The organism is Arcobacter rhizosphaerae, assembly GCF_049472155.1.
Taxonomy (GTDB): Bacteria; Campylobacterota; Campylobacteria; order Campylobacterales; family Arcobacteraceae; genus Arcobacter_B.
In genome coordinates, this window is record NZ_JBMOVW010000001.1 from 497,342 (window position 1) to 517,711 (window position 20,370).

The window sequence follows — 20,370 nt, forward strand, 5'->3', positions numbered from 1 at the left end:
CTTTAGATGGTATTTTTTTAATAAAATATAAGTATGAAAAATAGTATATATAAAAAGATGGAAGTCTTAGCAGACTCGGCAAAATATGATGTTTCATGCAGTTCAAGTGGAAGTGATAGCAACTATAAAACAGGTGAACTAGGAGCTACTCATAAAAGTGGAATTTGTCATACATATACAGCTGATGGAAGGTGTGTATCTCTTTTAAAGGTTTTGTTTACAAATCATTGTATTTATGACTGTTCATACTGTATAAATAGAAAGTCAAATGACATAAGAAGAGAAGCTTTTACACCTAGACAATTAGCTGATATAACAATAAATTTTTATAAAAGAAACTATATAGAAGGTCTTTTTTTAAGTTCTGGAATTGTAAAAGATGAAGATCATACTATGAATTTAATACTAAGAGCTTTGAAAATATTAAGACATGAATATAAATTTAATGGTTATATCCATGTGAAACTAATTCCTGGTTCATCAGATGAATTAATACGTGAAGTAGTAGCATTAGCAAATAGAGTAAGTTCAAATATAGAACTACCAAGTAACAAATCTTTAAAACTTTTAGCTCCAAATAAAACAAAAGAAAAAGTACTACAACCACTAAAATATGCAAGAGATATAAGTCTAGAAAAAGAGACAAAACCAATAGGAATGAGTACCCAACTAATAGTAGGAGCTACCCCTGAAAGTGATAAAGATATACTAAAACTAAGTTCTGTTTTATATGATAAAGCCCTATTAAAAAGAGTATATTATAGTGCTTATATTCCTGTAAATGATGATAAAAATCTACCAGCAATTATTACTAAACCACCTTTACTTAGGGAACACAGACTTTATCAAGCTGATTGGCTTTTGAGATTTTATGATTTTACTTGGGATGAAATAGTAGATGAAGAAAATCCAAATTTAGATGAAGATGTTGACCCAAAAACTTTTTGGGCACTACAAAATCTACAATATTTTCCTATGGAAATAAATGCTGCAAGTAAAGATGAGCTTTTGAGAATCCCTGGTATTGGTGTAAGAGGTGTGTTTAAAATACTAAAGGCTAGAAGATTTAAAAGCTTAGATTTTGAGGATTTAAAAAAGTTGAAAATATCTCTAAAAAGAGCAAGATACTTTATAACTTGCAAGGGAAAATATCAAAAAGATGTAGCTTTTTATAAAGAGGATATAAAGCAAGCCATTGTAAAACCACCTCAAAAAAAGATAATTCAACCTAGTTTATTTGATATGGATTATAGTGCTATAACAGGTGAGATATAAGATGATTTTACAGTATGATGGAAGTTTTGAAGGTTTTCTAAGTCTTGTATATGAGGTGTTTTATAAAAAATACAAACCTAGTAAAATACTAAGAAGTGAACCTAAAACCTTGATTTTAGATGAGATAAAATATATAAAAACAGATGAACAAAATGCTCTAAAAGTAGTAAGGGCAATAGAAGAAAAGTTTGATAAAAAATCTTATGAAAAAATTATTAATACCTTTATGTGTGATACAAAAGAGTTTGAGTTAGAGCTTTTAGCATTTGTTATTTATGGCTTTAAAAACAAAGACGAGCTTTTTAATATAAACAATTCATCTGTTTTTTATATAGACAATTTACAAAAAGAACTTTTTAGACATGTACATAAAATGACTGGTTTTACAAGGTTTGAAGAGCTTGAAGATGGAACTTTATATGCAAAGATTGAAACAAAGTTTAATGTAGTTTATTTTTTAGGTAAGCATTTCTTTAAAAGATTAAATAATCAAAAATACATAATCCATGATATTAATAGAAAAGTCGCATTTATAAAAAATGATTATTTTCTTGGCGTTAAAGAGGTTTTAGATTTTGAAGAACCAAAGGTTTCAGATGATGAACAGATGTTTCAAAATCTATGGAATACTTTTTTTAAAGCTGTTAGTATTGATGAGCGAAAAAATGAAAAATGTCAAAAAAACTATGTTCCCCTACTTTATAGAAAATATATGACCGAGTTTGTTTAAAACTATTTAAAACTTTTAGAACTGTTTTATGAAATTTGTATTTTGATTTTGAGCATTTTTATACTCTTGTTTTAACTGTTCATATTGTAAATAGTAGTCATTATATAAAAATGAATAATCACTATTTTTATCTTTGTATGTGTCATACTGATTTTTGTATGAACTACTTAACGTATCTAAAAAAGAAAAAGAGTTAATCTCAAGTAAAATCTCATCAAGTTGTTCTTGGGGTATTTGGTCAGTTGTTTTAAGATTTTCATTATTTATTTTGTAACTTGCACTTTTATGTAATAAGTCATTTAAACTATTATTTGTATTAAGTGATGAAAAATAATTGTGTTTATCTTCATATTTTGTTGATAAAAAAGTAAAGCCCATATTGAAAGGTTTTCCCAATACTGTGTTAAACATAGCTTTAGATAAATTTTCATCATTTGAAAAAAGTGTAGCAAGTCTTAAGTTTTTTGCCATTTGTTTATTTTCTTCATCTTTGAAAAGATACTCTATTTCTTCAAGTGAAATATTTTTTATATTTTCAAAACTAAGACTAGTTGTTTTATCTGTTTTAAAATCTTTATCTAAAGAATTTTTAACTTCTTTTAAAAACTCTTGGTTTTTAGTGCTGATATTCTCTTTTTTAATATTTGCTAGAAAATTTAGCTCATTTATATTTGATGTAAACAAAACACAACCTTTTTATAGTTAAAAATACTATTAAAACATAGTTAATACTCATATTTGGCCTACAAAGACTTTTTGTGATTTTAATCGTGCTATTGCACTACTAAAACAAACCTCGTCCAAATATATGATTAAGAATATTTTAAGATATAAACTTACATTTTAAGCCTATTAACATTTATTCTTATTATATATAATAAAACAAAAAAGGACAAGTATGAAAAACTTTTTTCTTCTTTTATTAACTGCATTTTTATTTTTGGGGTGTAGTTCTAAAAATCTTCCCTTAGAAACAGTAAACAAAGTTGACATTCAAAAATATCTAGGAACTTGGTATGAAATAGCAAGGTTTGAACACAGATTTGAAGAAGGTTGTAAAAATGTAACTGCAAATTATTCTTTAAAACAAAATGGTGATATAAAAGTAGTAAATTCATGTACTCAAATTAAAACAGGAGAAAAAACCCAAGTAACAGGAGTTGCTTATGCAACTGATGAAACAAATAGTAAATTAAAAGTTAGTTTTTTCAGACCATTTTATGGGGATTATTGGGTTTTGATGTTAGATGAAGATTACAAATATGCTTTAGTTGGTTCACCAAATAGAGAGTATTTATGGATTTTATCTCGAACAAAAACAATAAGTGAAAAAACAAAAAATAAGATTTTAGCAAAACTTCCAGCTTTAAAGTTTGATGCTTCAAAATTTATTTGGACTATTCAGGACTAAAAATATGTATTATAAAAAACTTCATAAACCAAAAAAAACTAAAGAGTTAGAAAATGATATGCAAGAGTTTGATGATAACAGACTTATTGAAATGGCTTGGCAAGATAGAACTACTTTTGATGCTATATACCTTCAATACGGACTTACAGAAAATCAAGTAAAAAAAAGAATGAAAAAATTACTAAGTAAAGATGGTTTTAAAAGATGGAGAAAAAGAGTTCATGGAAGAGATACTAAACATAAAAATAAAATCTATCATAAACCAGATAGATTTCAAGGGCCATGGTAAAAGAGAAATTACTTATTTATTTCTCGTTTTTTACAATAAAATTTCATTTAATAACGAATATTAATCTCACTTTTATTTACTTATAATAGAATCTTTTCTTTATTATAAAATAAACAAATAATTTGTTTTAGAGGAAATTTTATGCAAGAACTTGAAATAGAAGTTAATTTTAATGATAAAGAATCTTTAAAAGCTTCTTTAAAAACATTAAATAAAAAGATGTTAAAAATCTTTAATTATACTGAAAACAATAGTTATTTTATGTGTGAAAACTATCTACCTATCATTACTAATGAAGGTAAAAGTATAACAAAAGAAGAGATGTTTGACAATGAGATTTTAGATAAGGTTATTGGTTTAGCAGCTGATTTATCAAAAAATAATCTATTTAAAATTGATGAGACTTATGTAGATAATTCATTAAATGTATTTACTCAGTGTTACTTAGTTCATAAAGCTTTAGAAAATGGTTTAGAAAATGAAGTTTTAGATTTTGTAGAAAATATTGTAGCTTTTAGTATAAAGATAAATGATTCTAGTTACTTTTGGTACGATGAGTGTAATGTTTATGGAATTGACATCATAACAACACTAGCTTTACATAACCCTAAGTATATACATTTGATATCTGAATATATTATTCCTTATTGGGATGATGAACACGCTCCTTATATCTTTGAGTATCTACCATATTTTATGAAAAAACATGGATTTTCAAAAGATATATTAAAAGCTCTTGCTTATACACATAGTATTCAAAGCTTTTTTGCTTGTTTTATGCAGTATGATGAGCAGTATGGAGAAGTTAGTAATGGTAAACTTTTTGAGCATTTTAAAGATAATTATGATGATTATATTTATTTTAAAGAAGAGTTTTTTAACTATCTTAGAAAATACCCAAGATCAAATGAAGATGAAGATTTTGTACATTTAAGTACTAAAATATTTAAAGTAATTATTGGTGAAAATTTAGAAGAAAGATTTGAAGAAGAGTTTACAAGTAATACAATAGAAGAAGAACTTGTAATATTTTCAGATGAAATTGATGAAGTTTTAGAAGATTTCTCTTTAGATGAATATCCTTTTATAAGGGATGAAGATGGGGAAACAGAAGAGTTAGAAGATTATGAAGAAGATATCCTTGATACTATTAGAATAAATGAAGAATTTTTTATGAAAGGTTTTGATAATGGTGAAAAGATATATGATTATGTCCTTTATGGTAAAAATAAAGAGCTTTTAAAAGACATAAAAAAAGTAAAAGATTTTAAATATTTTGCTGCAAAAAAAGAGTTAAAAATATTAAAAAGATTTAACTATTATGGTGTAGATTTCTTATCAGATATAGCAGAACCATTTATTACTCAACAATTAGAATGTGAAGTTAGACAATCTTTTATTGGAAAATTTTTGAATAAACAAAGGGACATAAGTCCTAAACAAAGAGCTTTAAGAGCTTTTGATGTTTTATTTAGAGCTTATGGTCAAGATTTAGATGAGTTTAGTATAAGACAATTAACTCAAGAGTATGAACTTTGTAGTTTAGATGAAGTATTTAAAAGATATTCATTATATACAAGTAAAGAAGATTTAATAAAACAAATACAAGGTTTGATGAATAAATTTTATGGCAATGAAACTTCAAGAGAAGATTTAGAACAGTTAAATGCTTTATTTTTAAAAGATAAAACACTTTGGGATGATATCTTGTCTTCTGTTATGCACAATAAGACTGTGGGTGTAGATGAAGATATAATTCAAATAATGCCAAAATTAAGTAGATCTGATATAAAAGGTTCTTATTTAGTTAGTGTTGCATTTATTATTCATAAAAACTTTAATGAAAATGATGAAAATATACAAAAACTAATTAATTTCTTTAAAAATAATGTATTTATAGTATTTGCTACAATTCTTAAAGAGTATGGAAAAACAAGTTATTATGTTGAAAATGATACTGTAGATCAGTCATATTTAGTTGATGAAGTACTTAAGTATTGTATTGATTCTTCTTATGATTATGAGAAAATCAAAGAAAATATGAGAGAACTTTCTTATATTAATGAAGCAGAAAATGATACAAAATATGTAGGTCATGAGATGGGTATTCCAATGCTTGGTTTATTTAGTAGTGACGAAATGCAAGGCTTATTAGCTTCTATAGTATATATTTATAAGTATGTATCAAAAGATATGCAAGAACAAATTTTAAGAATATATACATTGATTCTTGATCTAGCACCTGTAAAAACAATCAATGGAACTTCTAAATCTTTTTTTAATCAATATTCAAAAGAAGAATTAGAAAAAAATCCATTAGTTTATTATGACTTTATAGAGCTTTTAGAAAATATGGGTCTAAAAAGTGAGTATATTTTAGCTTGGGAAATAAACAGAGCTAATAGAAATAAATATAGAGACTTTTTTGCCAATAGACTGGAAAGTCTAAGTGAAGACTATATATCAGACTCCCAACAAAGTGGTTCTATGATTGATGCCTATAGAAACAAAAATGTAGTAGCAATAAAAGACAGCATACAATATTTAGACTTCATAACAAAAAGAGAATTTCTAAAACTCATAAATGATATAGAACCTAGTGATGAGTATTTTATATGTTGTAAAAAGCAGTTTGACAAAATGAATTTTGATTTTGCTAGAAGATTAACTCCTTGGGATAATCCAGAATGGAATATGGATGAAGATGAAAAGTTAAAATATAAAGAAACGATAGAAGCCAATGCTAAACTAATTGAAGATTTTTTATTTAATAATAGCTCTTTTGATGAAATTCAAGAAAAAATTGTTAACCAAAAAGACCATTATACTCCTGATGATTTATCTGAAATCATTCCTCATTTTGATACAAAAATACAAGATAAATATTTTTATTTAATATGTAAAATTGGATATATAAATAGAGTTTACGATCATGTAAGAGTGGCTTATGAAGATGAGTTTGAAACTTATGGCTTAACACATAAACTTTTTTATAAAATAACTAGTTTAGGGATAGATGAAAGTTTTGCTTTAATGTTTATTTTATCACAAGCTACAAGAGAAGCCCAATATGCCGAAGATGATGAAGATAAAAACTTTCTAAAAGCATTGATGGATATTTACCCTCAAATAGACCTTTATGAAATATCAAAAGATTATAAAGAGAATAAAATCATATTTATTTTAAGAGAAGTAGCAAATGATGAAAGAGAACAAACACAAGAAATAAAAAAACAAATACTAGAAAAATTCACTAATCATAATAAGCTAAAAGTACAAAAAGTTGCTAAAAGCTTTTTAGAAGGCATGAAATGAAAAATATAATATTTTTATGTTTAACTGCTTTATTTTTTGTATCTTGTAGCTCACTAGAACCTCAAAAAATTGAGTCAAAAGACTTGCTTATAAAAAAAGCAAATCAAGGTGATATAAAAGCTATGGTTAGCTTGGAGAAAAATTACAACTTTGTAAATAGCAAAGAAGGTTTATTTTATTATGAAAAATGGTATAAACTTATAGATAATAAAAGTGATAAAAATGATGTTTATAGTTTATATAAAATTTTTGAAGAGTATAAATACAATATTGCTAATGGAAAAATAAAAAGTAAAAAACTTTTAGAACTATCTAAAAATTCAAAGAACTTTGAAGGAGTTTATAATCAAATAGAACAATTAACTTTACAAAGAAAAAGAAAAGAACTTCAAAAGTTTTTTGAAGATAATTATAAGAGTTTTACTAATGAACAGTTAAATAAAGTACTTCTATTTCTTGAAAAGAAAAGATATTTTCCTAGAAATTTAGACATAGTTACTTATATGAAAAGTAAAAATTTTGTTTTACCTTATGATTACTATTTTAAGAAGATGAAAAGTGATAGAAAAAATGAGCAAAAAAGATTAGAATCTATCAATAAACAATATAGTTTTAATGATAAAGAAAAATTAAAAAAAAGTATTGATTATTTTATTTATAGAAAAGATTTTGTAAATGCAAAAAGATTTATAGATAAACTTAAAACATTAAATGAAGAAGATGTAGTTATAAATACACTTTACGCAAAGTTAGAAGATAAAAAGAAATATGAGTCAAAAGAGGCAATAAAATATCATAAAAAAGCAGCGATTTTAGGTAATTATGAAAGTTCATTAAAATTAATAAGATTTTATATGAAAAACAAAGATTATAAAAGTTATATGGATTTTAAAGAAAAAAATAAAAATACAATTTCATTTAAAAAAGCAATGGGATTTTTTTATTCAAAAAAAGGTGAATACACTAAAGCAGTAGAATATTTTGATAAAGTGGCACAAAGTGGAGATACTGATACTATAATAGCACTTGCTACTTACACAAATGATAGATATAGATTTTCTCCTGAAATCCAAAAAGTTAGAAATAAATATCAAACTTATATATTAAAAAGTGATGATTGGAAACTTATAGAAAAAATTTTAGATAAAACTACACGTTATGGTAATAAAAAATATTTTAAACAATTCAATAAAAAACTTTTAGATAAATTTGTAGAAAAAGGTAAATATATACAGATAAATAAGTTTTATAGAAGAGTACCCAATGAAAAAGATTCTTTAAATTATCTAATAGAAGCCTCTAAAACAGGGGATATTGTTTCAAATATAACTTTAGCAAAATACTATTCAAGTAATAAAAAATATTTTAATCTTTTAAAAACTATTGAAATCTTAGAAAAATTAGTACATAGAGGAGAGATTTTTGCTGTTAAAATTTTATTAAGATTTTATCATAAACCAAGTTATAAATTTAAAAAGTACGAAGATATAAATAAAGCTGTCAAATACTTTGATATACTTGCTAAAAATGATGATTTAAATGCAATAAGAAGTTTAGTTAGAATTTATATGCAAAATGAAAAAATAAAAGATTATAAAAAAGCTTTATATTACCAAAAAATGCTTGCATACAAAACTAATTATAGAGAAGACTTTAGGGAGCTTGGAGCCTTATATACTCTAAAAGAGACACAAGATTTTAAAGAAGCGAGAAAATATCTTAATAAAGCTATAAAACTAGGTAGCAAAAAAGCTTATTTACATTTAGGAATGCTTCACTTTAAAGATAAAAACTATCAAAATAATGTGGAAGAAATTAATCATAAAAAAGCTTTTGAGTATTTCAAAAAAGCAGAAGATTATTCATCTACATCATGGTATTTTTTAGGTATTTTTTATAAATATGGTTATGCTGTACCAAAAGACTTAAAAAAAGCAAAATTCTACTTAGGAAAAGCCTCTGCTTGGGCTGTACAACACGCAAAAAAAGAATCAAGAGAAATAGAAGAATAATCTTCTATTTCAACACTTTTAAACAATTTATATAATCAAATGACAAAAACTACATACTAAAAGCTCTTCTTTTCTTATAAAATAAATAAAAAAAGGACATAAGATGTTAAAAGAATTAATTTTTACAGGTTTAGGGGCAACTGCTGTTATCAAAGAAAAAGTTGAAGATGAACTAAAAAAACTTGAAGAAAAAGGAAAAATTGATTCATCTGATGTTAAAGGCTTTATAGAATCTTTGGAGAAAAAAGGACAAGACGAAGAAGAGAAGTTCAAAAAGCAAATCAAAGATAGTTTAAAAGAAGCTATTGATGAGCTAGGTCTTGTAACTAAAAAAGATTTAGAGAAGTTAAAAAAGGATTTAAAATAGAAACTTTTTTCTCTAAACTGAAACTCTACTCACCTAAAAGAGTCTATAAAGTCTTTAGGTTTTTAATGACTGTTTATTTAGTTATTAAGAAGAAAGAGAGTTTTATGTGGATCAAACCTCTTGACCCTAAAGGCTTAAAAAACACTACTATACATTTGGGTGCAAGTTTCATAAAGCTTGCACAAGTTCTAGCAACTAGAGCTGATTTTTTTAGTGAAGATTATTTGAGTGAATTAAGAGAACTTCACGATCAACTTCCTACAATGTCAGATGACAGTTTCCAAAGAGTATTTGAAAGAGCATTTTCAAATACTCCTTTTAAGAAGTTTGATAAAAAAGCTATTGCTTCTGCATCTATAGGTCAAGTCCATATAGCTAAACTAAAAGATGGAAGTAAAGTAGCTGTAAAACTTAGACGTGAGGGAATAAAACAAAGAGTTATTGCTGACATAAATATAATCTCTTTTTTTAATAAAATATTTAAACCCCTATTTTCACACTATACAAAAAACTCAATAGAAGCTGTGATAGTTGAGTTTTCATCTATGATTAGACAAGAAGTTAGTTTAACTACTGAGCTTCAAAACTTAAAAAAGTTTTCAAATACTTATAAAGATGAAAATATAGGTTTTCCAAAACCTTATGAGCAATACTGTAGTGATGATGCTCTTGTTATGAGCTATGAAGAAGGCTTTAGGTTTGATGATAAAAAATCAATACTTAAATACAATATAGATTTTAACAAGATCATCGCAAATCTAGTAAGCTTTTATACAACACAGATGTTGATAAAAGGATATTTTCATGCTGACCCTCACCCTGGAAATATTTTAATAACAAAAGAAGGAAACATCACTATGCTTGATTTTGGTATGGTAAAAACCGTGCCAAATGATAAAAGAGTAGCAATAATTGAGCTTATAAAAGCTGCAAATGAGCAGGATTATGAACTATATATTAGTGCTAGTAAAAGACTTGGAACTATTGCTTATGAAGCACCTACAAGTGAACTTGCTGAGTTTACAAGCAAGATGTTTGATATATTCTCAAATGATAACCTTGATAGCGAATCTATGCAAAAACTAGCTTTTGAAGTTTTGGAAAGCACTAGAAATATGCCTTTTAAACTTCCAAGCGATGCTATATATATCTTAAGAGTTAGTGCTATTATTGAGGGTCTTGGAACTACATATATTGAAAACTTCAATGGTGTAAAAGATATTTTGCCAATACTAAAAGATAATCTTCCAAAAGCTCTTGGAGCAAAAGACTCAATAGTTGAAACAATAATTGATGAGATAAAAGATATACCTTTTACTATCAAAGATTTAAAATCTACTTTAAAACAAGCAAGTGAAGGTGATCTTGAAGTTCAGATTTCGCAAAATCAATTGGAGTACTTAACTAAAGAAGTTAAAGAGTATTTAAAACCTAAGTTTGTATCTTTGTCTTTGATGATAAGTTCGATTTTTATTTTACTTTTAGATAAAGAATATAAAGAAATAGCAATAGGACTTTTTGTTTTCGCTCTTGCTAGAATAATATATAAATAAGGAAATATTATGAACATAGCTATAATTGGTGCAGGTTTTAGTGGATGCTACTTATACAATAGATTTAAAAATGAAAATCATGATATTAAAATCTTTGAAAAATCAAGAGGATGTGGAGGAAGACTAAGTACAAAATATATAGATGATAAATTTGTAGATCATGGTACACCCTACTTTGAGACAAATGAGCCTGACTTTATATATTTTTCAAATAGGCTTGAAAGAAAAGGTATTTTAAGAAAAGAAAAAAATAAATACTTCCCAACAAATGGCATAAATAAATTTTGCTCTTCTTTGATAAATAAACAAGATTTGATAAAACAAACAAAAATAGTTTCTTGTATAAAAAACAAAGATAAATGGAGTTTATATGATGAAAATGATAATTGTTTTAAAGACTTTGACTTAGTAATATTTACAATACCTGCACCACAAGTTTTAGAATTAGGCTTAGAACTTGAAAGTAATATAAAAGATAAACTTAAAACTGTAAAATATAACTCTATAGCTAGCTTGATTCTATATGACAATAAACCCTTTAGTATAAATAAAGAACTATACAATTCACAGTTTTTTAAAAAAGTAATAAACAATAGTGAAAAATACAACTATACAGATTTTTCAAGTTATGTGTTCCACGCAAATGAAAGTTTTTCTACAAATAACAATAACAAAAATAAAGAAGATTTAGGAATTCAAATATATAACTATATAGACTATTTTCAAAAAACAAAACTACCTAAATCTATATACCACATCGCTCATCTTTGGAAATACGCAACTGTTAAACAAGGTTTAGAATATAGTTATTATTTAAATAAAACAAGAGATTTAGCACTATGTGGGGATTATTTCAAAAAAGCAAACTTAGAGGGAAGTTTTCTAAGTGCTAAGGCTTTGACTGATGTGTTGATTAAATAGTTCTGTTTAGATTTTGAATTATTTTTAAAATTGCTAAAAGTTACTTTTCTTCTGCAATATATTCATTAAAACTTTTGAGAAATAATTTTTTTATTTACCTAGTTATGATTTAGTGTTATCCCATTTATATTTTCTTGTCATTTCTTCTTTTTTCGTATCAAAATATCTTTGATCATTTTTAATAACTTTTTTTAATAACCAACCCATATCTTTTCCAGTTAGGGAAATAGCATTATCTTTATCTTCATTTTTTTTATATATATTAAATAAAGGTGTTCCTCTCCAATCAAAGTTTTCTCCACCCATTAAATCTCTTAATGCAAACCATTTATCTTTATTATTTTTACACCAACAATAAACAGCACCTTGAAGAAAATCTTCAATTCTTTGTTTATCTAAATTTGTAATATTTTTTACTTCTCTTACTTCAAAATCATTTTTTAACATATTAGCTCTTTCTTTTAAATAATTATGACATTATATAAAAATGATATAGAAAATAACCTGATAAAAATGTACGTACATAATTTCAATCCAATAAAAACTCATCCCCAGCTTTCACATACTTATACTTCAATTCTATCTTATTTTTTAGAATATACTCCAAAGTAGTATGCGAGATGTGCATCAAATAGCCCTCTTTTACTTTTAACTCATCAAGTATATCACTTGCTTGTTTGTAGTTTAGGTGGTTTCCTGCTTCTTTTCTTTCATCATAACAGGCATCTATAAAAGCTAAGTCTATTTTATGTGATTTTAAAAACTCTAAACTTTTTTTAGGTATTCCTGCACAATCTGTTAGGTATGCTATGGTTTTGTTTTTTGTTTTTATTAGATAACCAAAAGTGTTTTTAGAGTGTTTTAAAGGAATTGTTGTAAAGCTTATATTTTCGATAGCTTGGGTGCTAAACTCTTCTATTTCGTTATAACAAACTGAGTGTTTATGTTTAAACAAATCAGAAAAACCATCTTTGTCTTTTGGATGAAAACAGTTGATTTTCTCAGCTGAGTGTCTAAGTCTTAAAAGCCCTAAACAATGATCAGCATGAAAGTGCGTAAGAAATACAGCTTTTATGTCATTTCCATCAAAGATATTTGATATATCTTCTATTCCTGCATCTAAAAGTATGACACTATTTTCTATTTTTATATAGGCACTTGTTGATAGATTTTTTAGTCCTTTTTCTCTGTGGTATGTACATACCATACATTGGCAGTTATGAACTGGAAAGCCTGCACTATCAGCAGTTCCTAAAAATTTAAGTTTCAATCCTATTCCTTATATACTTTTTTATTATTATAATTACTTAAAATTAAATGTACTAACTAAACAATAGTGATCACTATAATCTTTTAATACAATTTTACTATGTACTTTTATTTTTTCATCACTTTTATAAAAAATATAATCTATTGTTACTCCATCTTTATGGCTAAACTGAATATTCTCATCCCTAAAAGCATTTTCTTTTATTAGTGCAATCTCTTTTGAGTTAGGTAAGGCATTTAAGTCTCCACAAAACATAGTGATGTTATAAAGCTTATTATATTTTTTTAAATATTGTAAGATTTTTTTTATTTGAGATATTCTTTCTTGTTCACTTATATGTGATAGATGAGTATTAACCAAAAGTATTTTTTTATCTTTTATATTAACTTCAATTATTTGACAAGCTCGTTCTTCTTTTTCATTTTTGTTAAAAAAAATCTCATCTATTAATTTTATTTCATATTTAGAAAGTATAGTAAGATTTGAACTACTTAACTGATTATTGCGAACTTTTCTTCTAGTTTTAGTACTAATGTAGTTAAATTCTAAACTTTTATTTAGATATTTGCTACTTGAAAACTCTTCTGATTCATAGTCTTCTTGTAGACAAATAATATCGAAATTATTACTTTTAAGTTCATTATTTAGTTTGAAAATACGATTTGGAAACTCTCCATCGTTCTTCCATATATTAAAAGTAGCAATTTTTATTTTGTTATTCACTAGCAATCTTCTTTATAAGCTCTACAAAATCTTTTATACTAACTTCTATATTTTTACTATTGTCAAACTCAATTAAATTTTCAGCCTCTATTTTTGGATAACTTCTATTTAATCTTTTCTCAATCTGCTCTAAAGACTCTCTCTTTCTTAGTAAAAGTCTGTTTCTTAGCTCTTCTTTTGGTACAGTAATATTTATGGTATAGACTTTGTCATATTGTTTTTCAAAATCTGAAATCTTAGCTCTTGATACTGATATGATATTAACTTTATTTTTTATAGAGTTTTTTGCTATTGCATAGTAGTTCCCATGGGCATTCCAACTAGAAGCAAAAAAACTGTTATGTTTTAAAATCTCAAAAGCAAACTCATCTAAAAAGTAGTTTTTTTCATTTTTATCAGGTTTTCTTGTGATATACCTTCTTACAAAATTTATTTCATTTTTCAAAATTTTTCTTGCACCTTTTAATAAAGTGTCTTTTCCAACTCCACTTGGGCCTACTATCAAAACTATTTTAGTATCCATGTAACCTTCTTATTTTGAATATTTATATATAAATTCTCTAATATCTTTTAAGTCTTCAATTCTTTCATTTATTTCATCATGAGACCAATTCCACCAAGATATATCTTCTAAAGCTTTTATGATATCTTTTGAAAATCTATACTTAAGTACTTTTGCACTTACACCTGCAACTATAGCGTAAGAAGGTACATTTTTGGTTACAACAGCATTTGAGCCAATAATTGCACCATTCCCTACTTTTACTCCTGGCATGATAACTGCTCCATGTCCTATCCAAACATCATGACCAATATCTACTTTTTGAATATCTCTATAGTTGAAAAAAGCTTTGTCATCATCACCAAAACCATACATCTCTCTTCTATACATAAAGTGATGTTGGCAAGGCATTTCATAGGGATGAAACCCAGGATTTATTCGTACATTAGAAGCTATATTTACAAATTTACCTATAGTTGTATTTGTGATTTGAGAATACTCACATACGTAAGAATAATCATTCATAGATGAGCTTGAAATATTTACAAAATCTCTTATTTCTGTATATTTACCAAATTCGCAGTTTTCAATAATCGCATTGGGGAAAACATAAGGTTTATCCCCTAATACTACTTTTGGCTCACGATTATAACTTTCTATTTTTGTCATTATATCTAACCTCAAGGTGTAAAATACTTCTATAGATTGTAACCATTTTTTATCCTTATAGTTTAAAGCCTCTAATCCCATTGTAGATAGAATCACCATCTTTTAAAGTAAGTACTACTTTTGGAATATGTGTATCATCAATTACTATAATATCAGCTCTTTTACCCTCTTTTATTTCACCTCTATCCTCTAAGTTAGCATAAGCTGCAGGAGTTGAAGTTACCATAGAAAAACCTTTTGCAATATCAAGGTTTACATCTTCTTTCATTCTATAAACTGCTTGAAGCATTGATATTGGATGATAATCTGAACAAAGGTACTTACAAACCCCTTCTTTTACTAAATCAATAGCAGCAATATTACCACTCTGGCTTCCACCTCTTACAATATTGGGTGCTCCCATTCCTGTAGCTATACCTTTTGAAACTGCATATTTAGCCACTTCTAAATCAAGTGGGAATTCTGAAATTTGCACACCTAAGTTAAGTAGTCCATCTAGTTTTTCAATACAATCATCATCATGACTTAAAAGTGTTAAATTATGCTCTTTTGCATAAGCGATTAAATCATTGATTTTGTCTTCATTTTTATTTGTTTTTTTATCAATTACTTTTTGTAATTCTTCTTCATTTAAATCATAATAACTTCCGTAATAACTTTTAAAAGATTCTAATGATTTAAATTGTCCTTGTCCTGGACTGTGATCCATAAGAGAAACAAGTTTAACCATTCCTTTTGAAATTACTTCCTTGATTGGTTCAACTGCTTCATCACAACTTAACTCAAACCTTGCATGAACATAGTTATCAACACCTAAGTGTTTATCATTTGCTTTATTTATTTCTTCTATTTGTGAAATTGCTAAATCGATACTTCTTTTTTTCTTTGGGTTTTCTTCAAAACCAATAGCATGAAACATTGTAGTAACACCTGCCATTGATAGTTTTTTATCAAGTTCTGCAACTGCAAGTTCAACTGGAAAAGTAGCATTTGGTCTTGGTTCTATTTCTTTTTCAATAGCATCTGAATGTAAATCTACAATCCCTGGAGCTATTTTTTTCTCACCTAAATCAACTGCTACTTCATTTTTCCCATATTCATCTATTCTTTCTATAAATTCCCCTTTGATTACAACATCAGTAGGAACGAACTCTTCGTTTATTAATACATTTTTACTTCTTAAAATTGTTTCCAAATTTTATCCTTTTAAAATGTCCCATTTTCAAAAGGGGACCAAATTTTTATTTAACTCTCTCTAATTTATAAATCTTATCACTAATCATTTCCATTGCTTCAAGGTCATGGAAAATACCAACCATAGCAACACCTTGAGTTTTTAGCTCTTTTAATTTCTCTACTACTTTCATAGTGTTTGTTTTATCTAGTGAAGCTGTTGGTTCATCAAGTAAAAGTAAACTCTTTGGGGCTATGATACCTTTTGCGATGTTTACTCTTTGTTGCTCACCACCTGAAAAAGTTAAAGGCGATAAATCAAAAAGTTCTTCTCTAATTGATAAGTAGTCTAACATCTCTTTTGCTTTAATTCTTGCAACTTCTTCACTTTCACCTTTTAATATCAACTGTTCTGCTACAACATCAACAGCACTAATTCTAGGTAAGATTTGTAAAAACTGTGATACATAACCTATCTCTGCTTTTCTTAAGTTTAAAATCTCACTTTCAGTTGCAGTTGCTATATCTATTTTACTTCCATTGTCTCTGTGAAATATGATATTTCCACTTGTTGTAGTGTATGTTCTAAATAGTGTTTTTAAAATAGATGATTTACCAGCACCACTTGGTCCAAATAGTGATAAAAACTCACCTTCTTTTACATCAAAACCAATATTTTCAAAACCTTTAACTTCAATACTTCCTTGTGTATGTACTTTAAAAGTTTTATTTAAATCTTTTACTTCTAATCTAATCATTACATTCCTTATAAAATGTCCCATTTTCTAAGGGACCAGTTTTTTAATAACTTCTTTTTAGTGTAGGAAATGAATTCCTACGAAAAGAAGCAAAATTCTAAAGGGGCTAACGAGTTAGCCTCTACAGAATTGATGACACAAGTAATTGTGTATATGGGTGTTGAGGATCTTCAAGTATTTGATCAGTTAATCCTCTTTCAACAATTTGTCCATTTTTCATAACAACTGTAATATCTGTTAAGTGTTTGATAACTCCTAAATCATGGGATACAACTACCATAGCAAAACCTATTTCATGTTGTAACTCTTTGATTAAATCAAGAATCTTAGCTTGAACTGATAAATCAAGTCCTGTTGTTGGTTCATCAAGTAATAAAATTTTTGGATTACTTGATAAAGCTTTAGAGATTTGGATTCTTTGTTGTTGTCCACCTGAAAAGTACTCAGGATAAGCATCAATTCTACTTGTTGGAATTTCTGTTTTATCTAAAAAATATAAAGCTCTATCTCTAATCTCATCATATTTTTTATTTCCACTCATTATTACTTTTTGGGCAATATTTCCACCTGCTGAAAAATTATAGTTAAGCCCTAGTCTTGGGTTTTGATAAATCATAGACATTAAAGAGTTTCTAAGATGAGACAATTCATTTAAGTTTGCATCTAAAATATTTTTTTTCTTTCCATCTTTTCCAACAAAATCTTTTACAAAAATCTCTCCAAGACTTGCTTTTTGGTCTTGATAAATTAGTTGTAAAAGTGTAGATTTTCCACTACCACTCTCACCTACTATTCCTAATACTTCTCCATTAGCTAGTGTTAAATTTATATCATTTACCCCAACAACACTTTTACAAGTAGGACAAATAGAACTGTTATAATTTGCACCAGTTGTTTCTAAACATTTTGGACAAAATTTTCCAAAAACTTTAGATACATTTCTCATATCTAGTATCATTAGTTAATTCCTTGTTTTTCTTTTTGAGTATCACAATAATCTGTGTCATTACAATAGTATGTTGCTTTACCTTCATCATCATATACTTCATCTAAGAAGCTATGAGTACTTCCACATCTTGCACAAGCTTTTCCTTCAAAGTTTTCAACTTTAAACTCTCTATCTTCAAATTTTAAAGGCTCTACATGAGTATATGGAGGAATAGCATAAATCTTTTTTTCTCTTCCTGCTCCAAAAATTTGTAAAGCTTTACAATCATTTAATTTTGGCGTATCATATTTTGGAATAGGACTTGGATCCATTGCATATCTATGATTTACCATCACAGGGTATCTATTTGAAATTCTTGAATCTCCAAACATTGATGTATCTTCATATAATAAAACCCATAATTTAGAATAATCAGCATTTGCATGTAAAAGCTTTGCTTTTGAGATATTTGGCTCAACAGTTTCCAAAATATCAGGCATTGGAACTTGAAAAACTAATGTTTGACCTTCTTGTAAATCAATCTCTGGAATTCTATGTCTTGTCTGAATAATAGTTGCATCAAGCGTTTTAGTTGTAGTTTCAACTTTTGTAACGGATTTAATAAAATTTCTAATATTTACAGCATTTACACTTCCATCACAACCTTGGTCAATTACTTTTAAAGTATCTTCTTCATTGATGATTGATAATGTAACTTGTAATCCACCAGTTCCCCATCCACGTGCTACTGGTAGTTCTCTTGAAGCAAAGCCTACAATATATCCAGGAATTGCGATAGCTTTTAAAATAGATCTTCTAATCTCTTTTTTTGCTTCTTCATCTAAAAATGCATATCTCATTTTTCAACTCCTTTTTCATTTTCTTTTTTATCTTCTGTATATTTTTGTGCTGATTTAAAGATTTGATAATCAGTTTGGAATGTTACATAGTGTGGTAATTTAAAGTGATTTGTCATACCATAAGACTCTATTCCATCTAAATGGTGCATAATCATGTCAAAATCAGCTGCAATTACATGCTCCCCACCCACAGAATAGTGAGTATTATAAAGTGATAAATCAATCATTGACATAGAAATAGCTTTTGTTTCATTTTTACCAAAACAAAAACCAAAACCAGTTGTAAGTTTTGTATCTCCATCTTCATCTTGATTAAAAGTACCAACACACTCAACAGCAGTTGCTTCTATAGTTCCAACTTTTACTTCATTTTTTGTAAAAGGATGTATAAACTCAACATCTAATTCACCTATTCTTAAATCACCAATTGTAGGGTGAATATCTCCATAACCTCTCATAGTTGTATATCCAACACATAAAAGTGAACCAGTTTCAGCTCTTGCCATTACTTGTAAAACTGCACTTCTAGGATATGGTTCAGTTGGATAACTTCTTGTAATATCCCAAGGTTTTTCTTCTTGTGGAAGAATTTTTATTAAGTTATCTTCTCTAAGTGGTGTTAATGCTGATTTAATTACATTATCTTTTGTTGAATACTCTTCAATATTAGTTTGAACTTTTTCTAAATCAACTAAAAGTTTAATCTCATAATCATTTGAAGGCCCAAGTAATTGTCCCCCTTCAATGTCTTTAAAAGCTGATGAAATTCTTCTTGTTAATCTCATATCATTTATATCAACAGTTTTAGCAATACCAATTCTTTGACAAGAACTTCTATGAGCTCTTAAGAAAAATGAAGCATTCAGTAAATCTCCAGCACTTCTTTTTATAGCTTGTGCAGCTAATTTCTTAGAGTATAAAGACCCTTCACTAATTACTCTATCAATTGAGTAAGTCAAAGCTTCAATTAAATCATTGTCATTTAATTTCTCAGACTCTTTTGTAATATCACCATAAAAATCAAGAGAGTTTTTGATAGCTTCTTCCCCACCTTTAATTGCATAATAAGCCATTTTATAAAACCTCCATTTTTGTAGTTCTTGAAATAGCTGTAATCTCACCTTCTTGACTTAAAAAGAATACTTCATTTCCAAGTGGATAATATGAATTTTTTTCATTAAAAAACTCAACAAAAGACTTATCAATTGGTAAGTTTACATTTTTACTTCCATCTATTCCTGGTCCAGTTAGTTTTACTTCAAGTCCATTAAAATCTTTACATTTAAAAACAAACGTTGATGAGTATTCAGGATCTTTTGAAGTTCCAACCTTTCCTTTATTAAATAAATACTCATTTAATTCATCACAAAAAATATAATCGGCATTATCAGCTTGTGTATTTTGAGCATTAGTAATTGCTTCAATTAAACTAAACTCTTCTTTTCCTTCATAATAAAAACTAACCTCTGAGTATAAAAGTGTATTAGCTATTGCTAATAAATTTGATTCAAATAAAGGTTGAATTTTCTCTACTTTTCCAGGCATAGATAATGCATTCATCATTGATTTAAAGTTATCTCTATTTAGTTTTTCTATATCAACTGTATTCACTTT

Annotated in this window: 21 protein-coding genes; 9 read left to right on the forward strand and 12 right to left on the reverse strand. The window is 27.0% G+C overall.

Going from position 1 to position 20,370, the window contains the following annotated elements:
• Positions 1 to 33: 33 nt before the first annotated feature.
• Positions 34 to 1,275, forward strand: coding sequence for a putative DNA modification/repair radical SAM protein (locus ACH5BH_RS02485; protein ID WP_423297327.1), 1,242 nt, complete (start codon positions 34 to 36; stop codon positions 1,273 to 1,275).
• A 1-nt stretch (position 1,276) separates the two neighbouring features.
• A complete protein-coding gene (locus ACH5BH_RS02490) occupies positions 1,277 to 2,005 on the forward strand; it encodes a TIGR03915 family putative DNA repair protein (protein ID WP_423297328.1) in 729 nt (242 codons plus the stop codon).
• A 15-nt stretch (positions 2,006 to 2,020) separates the two neighbouring features.
• Here ACH5BH_RS02490 and ACH5BH_RS02495 read toward each other — a convergent pair whose 3' ends face one another.
• Entirely contained in the window at positions 2,021 to 2,689 is a 669-nt protein-coding gene (locus ACH5BH_RS02495) for a hypothetical protein (protein WP_423297329.1), read from the reverse strand.
• 214 nt (positions 2,690 to 2,903) lie between these two features.
• On the opposite strand from ACH5BH_RS02495, the gene ACH5BH_RS02500 reads away from it, so the two are divergent.
• The 7 genes from ACH5BH_RS02500 (at position 2,904) to ACH5BH_RS02530 (ending at position 11,873) form a co-directional block, all read left to right on the forward strand.
• A complete protein-coding gene (locus tag ACH5BH_RS02500) occupies positions 2,904 to 3,416 on the forward strand; it encodes a lipocalin family protein (RefSeq protein WP_423297330.1) in 513 nt (170 codons plus the stop codon).
• A gap of 4 nt (positions 3,417 to 3,420) precedes the next feature.
• On the forward strand, positions 3,421 to 3,705 hold the full coding sequence (locus tag ACH5BH_RS02505; protein ID WP_423297331.1) for a TIGR03643 family protein: 285 nt from the start codon (positions 3,421 to 3,423) through the stop codon (positions 3,703 to 3,705).
• A 141-nt stretch (positions 3,706 to 3,846) separates the two neighbouring features.
• Positions 3,847 to 7,020, forward strand: a complete 3,174-nt coding sequence (locus tag ACH5BH_RS02510; RefSeq protein ID WP_423297332.1) for a hypothetical protein — start codon at positions 3,847 to 3,849, stop codon at positions 7,018 to 7,020.
• A complete protein-coding gene (locus tag ACH5BH_RS02515; protein ID WP_423297333.1) occupies positions 7,017 to 9,032 on the forward strand; it encodes an SEL1-like repeat protein in 2,016 nt (671 codons plus the stop codon). The genes ACH5BH_RS02510 and ACH5BH_RS02515 overlap by 4 nt, the downstream gene beginning before the upstream one ends.
• Before the next feature lie 103 nt (positions 9,033 to 9,135).
• Positions 9,136 to 9,399: a hypothetical protein gene (locus tag ACH5BH_RS02520; protein WP_404304015.1), complete on the forward strand. Its 264-nt coding sequence runs from the start codon at positions 9,136 to 9,138 to the stop codon at positions 9,397 to 9,399.
• A 65-nt stretch (positions 9,400 to 9,464) separates the two neighbouring features.
• Positions 9,465 to 10,952, forward strand: a complete 1,488-nt coding sequence (locus ACH5BH_RS02525; RefSeq protein WP_423297334.1) for an ABC1 kinase family protein — start codon at positions 9,465 to 9,467, stop codon at positions 10,950 to 10,952.
• Positions 10,953 to 10,961: 9 nt separating this feature from the next.
• The gene (locus ACH5BH_RS02530; protein ID WP_423297335.1) at positions 10,962 to 11,873 is read left to right on the forward strand and encodes an NAD(P)-binding protein; all 912 of its coding nucleotides are present in this window, start codon (positions 10,962 to 10,964) and stop codon (positions 11,871 to 11,873) included.
• 102 nt (positions 11,874 to 11,975) lie between these two features.
• Here the strand turns inward: ACH5BH_RS02530 and ACH5BH_RS02535 are convergent, their stop codons facing one another.
• From ACH5BH_RS02535 to phnH, 11 genes are all read right to left on the reverse strand, one after another.
• On the reverse strand, positions 11,976 to 12,320 hold the full coding sequence (locus ACH5BH_RS02535) for a hypothetical protein (protein WP_423297336.1): 345 nt from the start codon (positions 12,318 to 12,320) through the stop codon (positions 11,976 to 11,978).
• An 82-nt stretch (positions 12,321 to 12,402) separates the two neighbouring features.
• Positions 12,403 to 13,143 carry an MBL fold metallo-hydrolase gene (locus ACH5BH_RS02540; protein ID WP_423297337.1) on the reverse strand — a complete coding sequence of 247 codons (741 nt, stop codon included), beginning with the start codon at positions 13,141 to 13,143 and terminating at the stop codon, positions 12,403 to 12,405.
• 33 nt (positions 13,144 to 13,176) lie between these two features.
• Positions 13,177 to 13,866, reverse strand: coding sequence for an endonuclease/exonuclease/phosphatase family protein (locus ACH5BH_RS02545; RefSeq protein WP_423297338.1), 690 nt, complete (start codon positions 13,864 to 13,866; stop codon positions 13,177 to 13,179).
• Positions 13,859 to 14,389: a hypothetical protein gene (locus tag ACH5BH_RS02550; protein WP_404304009.1), complete on the reverse strand. Its 531-nt coding sequence runs from the start codon at positions 14,387 to 14,389 to the stop codon at positions 13,859 to 13,861. Before ACH5BH_RS02550 ends, ACH5BH_RS02545 begins: the two co-directional genes overlap by 8 nt.
• Positions 14,390 to 14,398: 9 nt before the next feature.
• Complete coding sequence (locus tag ACH5BH_RS02555) at positions 14,399 to 15,037, reverse strand: LbetaH domain-containing protein (protein WP_423297339.1); 639 nt, start codon at positions 15,035 to 15,037, stop codon at positions 14,399 to 14,401.
• Between the two features lie 55 nt (positions 15,038 to 15,092).
• The gene (locus tag ACH5BH_RS02560; RefSeq protein WP_423297340.1) at positions 15,093 to 16,232 is read right to left on the reverse strand and encodes an alpha-D-ribose 1-methylphosphonate 5-triphosphate diphosphatase; all 1,140 of its coding nucleotides are present in this window, start codon (positions 16,230 to 16,232) and stop codon (positions 15,093 to 15,095) included.
• Between the two features lie 46 nt (positions 16,233 to 16,278).
• Positions 16,279 to 16,968: a phosphonate C-P lyase system protein PhnL gene (phnL, locus tag ACH5BH_RS02565; protein WP_423297341.1), complete on the reverse strand. Its 690-nt coding sequence runs from the start codon at positions 16,966 to 16,968 to the stop codon at positions 16,279 to 16,281.
• 121 nt (positions 16,969 to 17,089) lie between these two features.
• A complete protein-coding gene (locus ACH5BH_RS02570) occupies positions 17,090 to 17,926 on the reverse strand; it encodes an ATP-binding cassette domain-containing protein (RefSeq protein ID WP_129088956.1) in 837 nt (278 codons plus the stop codon).
• Complete coding sequence (locus ACH5BH_RS02575; protein WP_404304003.1) at positions 17,926 to 18,756, reverse strand: alpha-D-ribose 1-methylphosphonate 5-phosphate C-P-lyase PhnJ; 831 nt, start codon at positions 18,754 to 18,756, stop codon at positions 17,926 to 17,928. The genes ACH5BH_RS02570 and ACH5BH_RS02575 overlap by 1 nt, the downstream gene beginning before the upstream one ends.
• Positions 18,753 to 19,829 (reverse strand): carbon-phosphorus lyase complex subunit PhnI, encoded by a 1,077-nt coding sequence (locus ACH5BH_RS02580; protein ID WP_423297342.1) that lies wholly within the window; start codon positions 19,827 to 19,829, stop codon positions 18,753 to 18,755. The genes ACH5BH_RS02575 and ACH5BH_RS02580 overlap by 4 nt, the downstream gene beginning before the upstream one ends.
• 1 nt (position 19,830) lies before the next feature.
• Entirely contained in the window at positions 19,831 to 20,367 is a 537-nt protein-coding gene (gene phnH, locus ACH5BH_RS02585) for a phosphonate C-P lyase system protein PhnH (RefSeq protein ID WP_423297343.1), read from the reverse strand.
• Between the last annotated feature and the right edge of the window lie 3 nt (positions 20,368 to 20,370).